The 6,085-nt window shown below is 75.9% G+C and carries 5 protein-coding genes and 1 pseudogene; 3 read left to right on the forward strand and 3 right to left on the reverse strand.

Going from position 1 to position 6,085, the window contains the following annotated elements; genetic code table 11:
* The 3 genes and pseudogenes from IH13_RS0106605 to IH13_RS0106615 all read left to right on the forward strand — a co-directional run.
* Positions 1-326 (forward strand): annotated as a pseudogene (locus tag IH13_RS0106605) (hypothetical protein); the annotation flags it as partial.
* Positions 327-576: 250 nt separating this feature from the next.
* Positions 577-3,522, forward strand: a complete 2,946-nt coding sequence (locus IH13_RS0106610) for a DEAD/DEAH box helicase (RefSeq protein WP_234433231.1) — start codon at positions 577-579, stop codon at positions 3,520-3,522.
* Positions 3,519-4,796: an SWIM zinc finger family protein gene (locus IH13_RS0106615; protein ID WP_031081864.1), complete on the forward strand. Its 1,278-nt coding sequence runs from the start codon at positions 3,519-3,521 to the stop codon at positions 4,794-4,796. Before IH13_RS0106610 ends, IH13_RS0106615 begins: the two co-directional genes overlap by 4 nt.
* Before the next feature lie 30 nt (positions 4,797-4,826).
* On the opposite strand, the gene IH13_RS0106620 is transcribed toward IH13_RS0106615, so the two are convergent.
* From IH13_RS0106620 to IH13_RS0106630, 3 genes are all read right to left on the reverse strand, one after another.
* On the reverse strand, positions 4,827-5,135 hold the full coding sequence (locus tag IH13_RS0106620) for a hypothetical protein (protein WP_031081866.1): 309 nt from the start codon (positions 5,133-5,135) through the stop codon (positions 4,827-4,829).
* A gap of 30 nt (positions 5,136-5,165) precedes the next feature.
* Positions 5,166-5,354, reverse strand: a complete 189-nt coding sequence (locus tag IH13_RS0106625) for a hypothetical protein (protein WP_031081868.1) — start codon at positions 5,352-5,354, stop codon at positions 5,166-5,168.
* Positions 5,355-5,421: 67 nt separating this feature from the next.
* Positions 5,422-6,060: a cysteine peptidase family C39 domain-containing protein gene (locus IH13_RS0106630; protein WP_031081870.1), complete on the reverse strand. Its 639-nt coding sequence runs from the start codon at positions 6,058-6,060 to the stop codon at positions 5,422-5,424.
* Positions 6,061-6,085 lie beyond the last annotated feature (25 nt).

The following is a 6,085-nucleotide window of genomic DNA, read 5'->3' on the forward strand; positions in this document are numbered from 1 at the left end:
CGCCGCCGCCGGGGCCCGCCGGAGCGGGCGGCCCGGAGCCCGGGCGGCCCGAGACGGAGCGGCCGGCCGAGGACCTCCTGGCAGGCTCGGAGCTGCCCGGCTCGGAGCTGCCCGGCTCGGGCCCGTCCGGCTCCGACCCGCTCACCTCGGACCCGTCCGGCTCGGACCCGCTTGTGGCGGAGCGCGGGACGCAGGACATCCCGCCCTTCGAACCCGACGCGGTCCCGCCCTTCGAACCGGACTCGATCCCGCCCTTCGAACCGGAGGAGCCCCGGCCCGCCTCGCGACCGGAGCGGGGCGGGGCGTCCGGGACGGAGCGGGAGTAGGCGTACGCGGATCCGGCACCCCGGACTCCAGGGTGCCGGATCACCCATGACCGCCCCCGGGGGCGGGGCGGGCGGTGCCCGGGCCCGGTACCGGCGGAAGGCCCGGGAACCAGGGGGCGTGCCCGGCACCCGAACCCTGACCGCCGTCCGCTCCGGGGCCGGGGACCACATCCGGGGCGGGCGCTGTCAGACCCCCCGCCTAGACTCGCCGGAGCAGGGACGACACGGACGGGTAGCGAGCGGGAGGGTGGTGGACGGGGTGCAGCGGGCGCGGGGTGAGGCCGTCGACCGGTTGCTGCGGTGCGCCGCGGTGTTCCTCCCGGCCGCCCTGCCGCGGGAGGGCCGGATCGCCTTCTGGGACCCGGAAGGCAGGGCCGACTTCACGGGCGCCGACGGCGGCCCGTTCGCCGGTGACCCCTTCACCACCGCCTCCGAGGGCCAGGACGGCCTCCCCGCCGTCACCGAGCTGACCGTCGCCGTCCGGCACGGCGCGGACGGCGCCCGCCGCCGGGCCGTGCCCGCGCTGCTGGTGTCCCTGTCCGACGCCCTGCCCCTGCTCGCGGACGCCCGCCACCGGGCCTCGGCACACCCCGCCACCCGGGCCTGGGGCGCGGCCGCGCTGCACGCCCTCACCCTGGTGGCCCGGGGCAGACTGCTGCCCGGACTCACCCCCGAGGACCGGGACGCGTGGCGGGCCGGCCCGCGCGACGCGGAGGACGTCGCCCACCTGCGGGCGGTCGCCGCCGCGATGCCTCCGGAAGGCCACGCCGTGCCCCTGGACGGCGCCCCCCTGCGGCTGCCCGAGCCCGGCGCGCTGCTCGGCGCGTTCCTGGACGCGGTCGCCGACACGCTTCCCCGGACACCCGCCGCGGCCCACGCCATGGGGGCGCCGTTCGCCGCCCGCGAGGCGCAGGACGTGTCCGGAGTCCGTGCCTGGGCCGTCGAGGTGGCCGCCGGGCTCGACGCGGGCGTGCGTGTCTCGCTCCGGCTCGACCTGTCCGCGTACGAGCTCTTCGACAGCTCGGGCGGCTCCGGGACGAGCACGGGGGACGAGGAGCGGGACGGAGGCGCCGACCCGGCCGGCGCACGCCACGCGGCCGCGGCCGTCACCCAGGTGCACAGCCTGGCCGACCCCACCTACGTCACCGACGCGGCCACCCTGTGGAACGGCGGGGCGGGGGAGCCCTTCGGCCCCAGGGCCCGGATCGACGCGGTGCTCGCCCTGCGCCGTGCCGCCCGCGTCTGGCCCCCGCTGGAGCGCCTGCTGGAGCAGCCCGTACCCGACGTCCTCGCGCTGACCGAGGACGAGTTGTACGAGCTGACCGCGGACGCCGGGACCCGGCTCGCGGCGGCGGGTGTCCTGGTGCACTGGCCGCGGGAGCTGGCCCGGTCGCTCACCGCCGCGGCCGTCGTCCGGCCCGCTCCCGGCTCGGCGACCGACGGCACCTCCTTCTTCGACGCCGAGCAGCTCTTCACGTTCGACTGGCAGCTCTCGCTGGGCGAGGACCGGCTCACCCAGGCCGAGATGGACAGGCTGGCGGAGGCCCACCGGCCGATCGTGCGGCTGCGGGACCAGTGGGTCGTGGTGGACCCCGCGCTCGTACGCAAGGCGCGCAAGCGGGAGCTCGGGCTGCTGGACCCGGTCGACGCGCTCGCCGTCGCCCTCACGGGCAGCGCCGAGGTCGACGGGGTCCAGGTCGACGCCGTCCCCGAGGGCGCGCTCGCCGTGCTGCGCGCCCGCATGCTCGACGAGGAAGCCGTCCTCCCGCCCCCGCCCGGCCTCGACGCCACCCTCCGCGACTACCAACTGCGCGGACTCGCCTGGCTGGACCGGATGACCTCGCTCGGCCTGGGCGGCTGCCTCGCCGACGACATGGGACTGGGTAAGACCATCACCGTCATCGCGCTCCACCTGCACCGCGCGCACCCGGCCCCGACCCTGGTGGTCTGTCCCGCCTCCCTCCTCGGCAACTGGCACCGCGAGATCAACCGCTTCGCCCCCGGTGTCCCCGTACGCCGCTTCCACGGCGCCGACCGCTCCCTCACCGGCGCGGGCGACGGCTTCGTGCTCACCACCTACGGCACGATGCGCTCCAGCGCCGAGCAGCTCGCCGCGCACACCTGGGGCCTGGTCGTCGCGGACGAGGCACAGCACGTGAAGAACCCGCACTCCTCCACGGCGAGAGCGCTGCGCACCATCCCGGCGCCGGCCCGGGTCGCGCTGACCGGAACCCCCGTGGAGAACAACCTCTCCGAGCTGTGGGCCCTCCTCGACTGGACCACCCCCGGGCTGCTCGGGCCGCTGAAGGCGTTCCGGGCCCGGCACGCGCGGACCGTGGAGAGCACCGGTACCGCCGCGGGCCTGGGCGGCGACGAGGCGGTGGAACGCCTGGCGAGGCTGGTGCGGCCCTTCCTCCTGCGCCGCAAGAAGTCGGACCCGGGGATCGCCCCGGAGCTGCCGCCGAAGACGGAGACCGACCACCCCGTCTTCCTCACCCGGGAACAGGCCACGCTCTACGAGGCGGCCGTGCGCGAGACGATGACGTTCATCGAGAGCGCCGAGGGCATCGCCCGCCGCGGCCTGATCATGAAGCTGCTCGGCTCGCTCAAGCAGATCTGCAACCACCCCGCCCAGTACCTGAAGGAGGAGCCGACCCGGCTCGCCGGGCGCTCCGGCAAGCTGGCCCTCCTCGACGAGCTGCTCGACACGATCCTGGCCGAGGACGGCTCCGTCCTGATCTTCACGCAGTACGTGTCGATGGCCCGTCTGCTGGCCGCCCACCTCGCCTCCCGGGCCATCCCCTCCCAGCTGCTGCACGGCGGCACCCCGGTGGCCGAGAGGGAGAGGATGGTCGACCGCTTCCAGTCCGCCGAGGTCCCCGTCTTCCTGCTCTCCCTCAAGGCGGCGGGCACCGGTCTCAACCTTACCCGTGCCGCCCATGTGATCCACTACGACCGCTGGTGGAACCCGGCGGTCGAGGAGCAGGCCACCGACCGGGCGTACCGCATCGGACAGACCCAGCCCGTGCAGGTGCACCGGCTGATCGCCGAGGGCACCGTCGAGGACCGGATCGGTGAGCTGCTCCTGTCCAAGCGGGCCCTCGCCGACGCCGTCCTCGGCTCCGGTGAGGCGGCGCTGACCGAGCTCAGCGACCGCGACCTGGCCGACCTCGTCTCGCTGAGGAGGGCGTCATGAGCCGCGCCGCGAGCCCGGCCGCCCGCCCCGGCCCCGACGACCTGCGGCGCACCTTCGAGGCAGTGCCCGCCCGCACCGCCGACGCCCGCGCCCCTTTCGCGGACAGCTGGTGGGGCCGCGCCTGGGTGGACGCCCTGGAGACCCTGTCGATGGACGAGGGGCGCCTCGCCCGCGGCCGGGTGTACGCCGACGGCGGCCACGTCGCCGCCGTCACCGTGACCCCGGGCCGGGTCATCGCGTACGTCCACGGCAGCCGCCCCCGCCCGTACCGTGCGGAGCTGAGGCTGCGTACGTTCTCGGCCTCCGACTGGGACACCTTTCTGGACGCCGTCGCGGCGCGGCCCGGCCACCTGTCCGCGCTGCTGGACAAGGAGATGCCGCATTCCCTGGTCGACACGGCGGGGGAGACCGGCATCCGGCTGCTGCCCGCGGCCGGGGACCTGGACCCCGACTGCTCCTGCCCGGACCGCGGATGGCCCTGCAAGCACGTGGCGGCGCTCTGCTTCCAGACCGCGCGGCTGCTGGACAGCGACCCGTTCGTGCTGCTGCTGATGCGCGGCCGGGGTGAGCGCGAACTCCTCGACGAACTGGGCCGCCGCAACGCCGAACACTCCGCCCGCGAGCGGCCCGCCGCCCCGGTGACCCCGTCGGTGGCCGCCCGCGAGGCCCTCGCCGGCCGTTTCCTGCCGCCGCTCCCCGCCCCCCTGCCCGTGCCCGCGCACCCCGGCGGGCCACCGGCCTACCCGGAGCTGCCGGGCGCCCGTGACCCGCTCGGGCTGGACCACCTCGCCACCGATGCGGCGGCCCGCGCCCACGCGCTCCTGACCACGGGTGAGGACCCGCTCGCCGGACTCAGCACCTGGCAGGACGCCGTGCGTATCGCCGCGTCCCGCCCCACCGCCGGGCTCACCGCCACCACCCGGGCGCTCTACCGCGAGCTCGCCTTCGCCACCGGCCGCAACACCACCGACCTGGCCCGGGCCGTCGCCGCCTGGCGCCAGGGCGGCGCCCTGGGCCTGGAGGTCCTGGAGCACGCGTGGGACCCGCCGGCCGGACCGTTCGACCGGGCCCGCCCCGCCCTCGCGGCGGCCGGCTTCCCCCGCTTCCAGCCCTGGCGCAACCGCCTGACCGGCCCCGGCGGCACGCTCCAGCTCCGCTTCGGCCACGACGGCCGGTGGTACGGCTACGAATCCGACCGGGGCCAGGACGACTGGTGGCCCCGTGCCGCACCGGACACCGACCCGGTGGGCGCGCTCACCGCACTGCGCGGCTGATCCGGCACCCGGCCGGGGAAGCCGCCCCCGTCAGCTCCCCGCGTACAGGAGCAGCACGACGATCAGCACCGCGCACAACGGCAGCATGACCCAACCGGCCTTGCGGAACGACGCGTTGTCATGCTGGGACAGCCCGCGGCCGGCACCGTGGGCGGAGGCCAGGTGCTCCCAGGCCATGCCGTCGATCCGTCGCGTCGTCAGCAGCGAGGGCGACCAGTCGCAGTGGGTGCAGACCACGAAGTCGCGGTACGGGTCGTACCGGAAGTCCCGTTCGATGGTGACGGTGAAGACCCGGTCGCCGGGGCCGATTGCGGTGAAATGACGTATCGGCGCGCCCATGTCGACTGCTCCCCTGTTCGTGTCCGGCCGTCAGGTGTTCACCCCCGGCGGCGGAACAGTGACGAACGCGGGCAGGACGGCGTCGACCACCTCCTGGGCGAAGCCGGCCGGCAGCGGCGCCCGGCGCAGCACCGGCAGGGCCAGCAGCAGGAGGGGTCCGCGTCCGGGCGCAGTTCGCCCCGGGCGCCGCTGTGCCCGGTCGTCGCGGCCGGTGTGCACTCACTCGCCCGCCGGACCGGCCGGGCGGGGGCCGTCCGCCCCGCGGGACATCGTTTCCGCTGAGTTCCTACGCCCCCACCGCCCGGCCGGAGGCCCCGCCGGGCAGCGACACCCCGCGGCCCGCGAAGAAGCGCTCGAACACCGGCAGCGGCAGCTCGGCCGTCCTGGTGTCCGCCGTCGTCCCCGACGGGTTGTGGAAGTGCACGCCCTGGCCGTCCGCCGTGCGGGAGGTCACCAGTACCAGATGACCACCGCGCCCCGGAGCCGGCCGGTCCGGATGCCGGATCCCGTAGTGCACGGAGGTCATCACCCGACGCCCCGTGTCCAGCAGGCCGAGCAGGTCGGCGCAGGACAGCTCCCGGTGCACCACCGCGTCGAGGCGGTGCACCTCGCCCACGTACCGGACGAACGGGGCGTACACCAGCCCCCTGATCACCCCGTCGGTGTCCTCGGTGTACGCGCCGTACGCCAACGCCCCGTCCCGCAGGGCGAACAGCGACGGCGCACCGGCGCCGAGCGCCATGCGCAGGCAGGTCATACCGCACAGATGACCCGCCCAGCGCGCGTACTCGGCCGGTGAGGCGGCACCCGAACCGGCCCAGCCCGGATCCTCCGCCGGGTCGAGACCGCCCTCCACGATCGCCCCCACCAGCTCGGGCGAGGCGAACTGCGTGTGGACGGGGGTGCCGCAGCGGGCGCAGGTCACTGGCGGTATCCGTTCAGGAAGCGGC

The sequence above is a fragment of the Streptomyces sp. NRRL WC-3549 genome, from assembly GCF_000721935.1.
Lineage (GTDB): Bacteria > Actinomycetota > Actinomycetes > Streptomycetales > Streptomycetaceae > Streptomyces.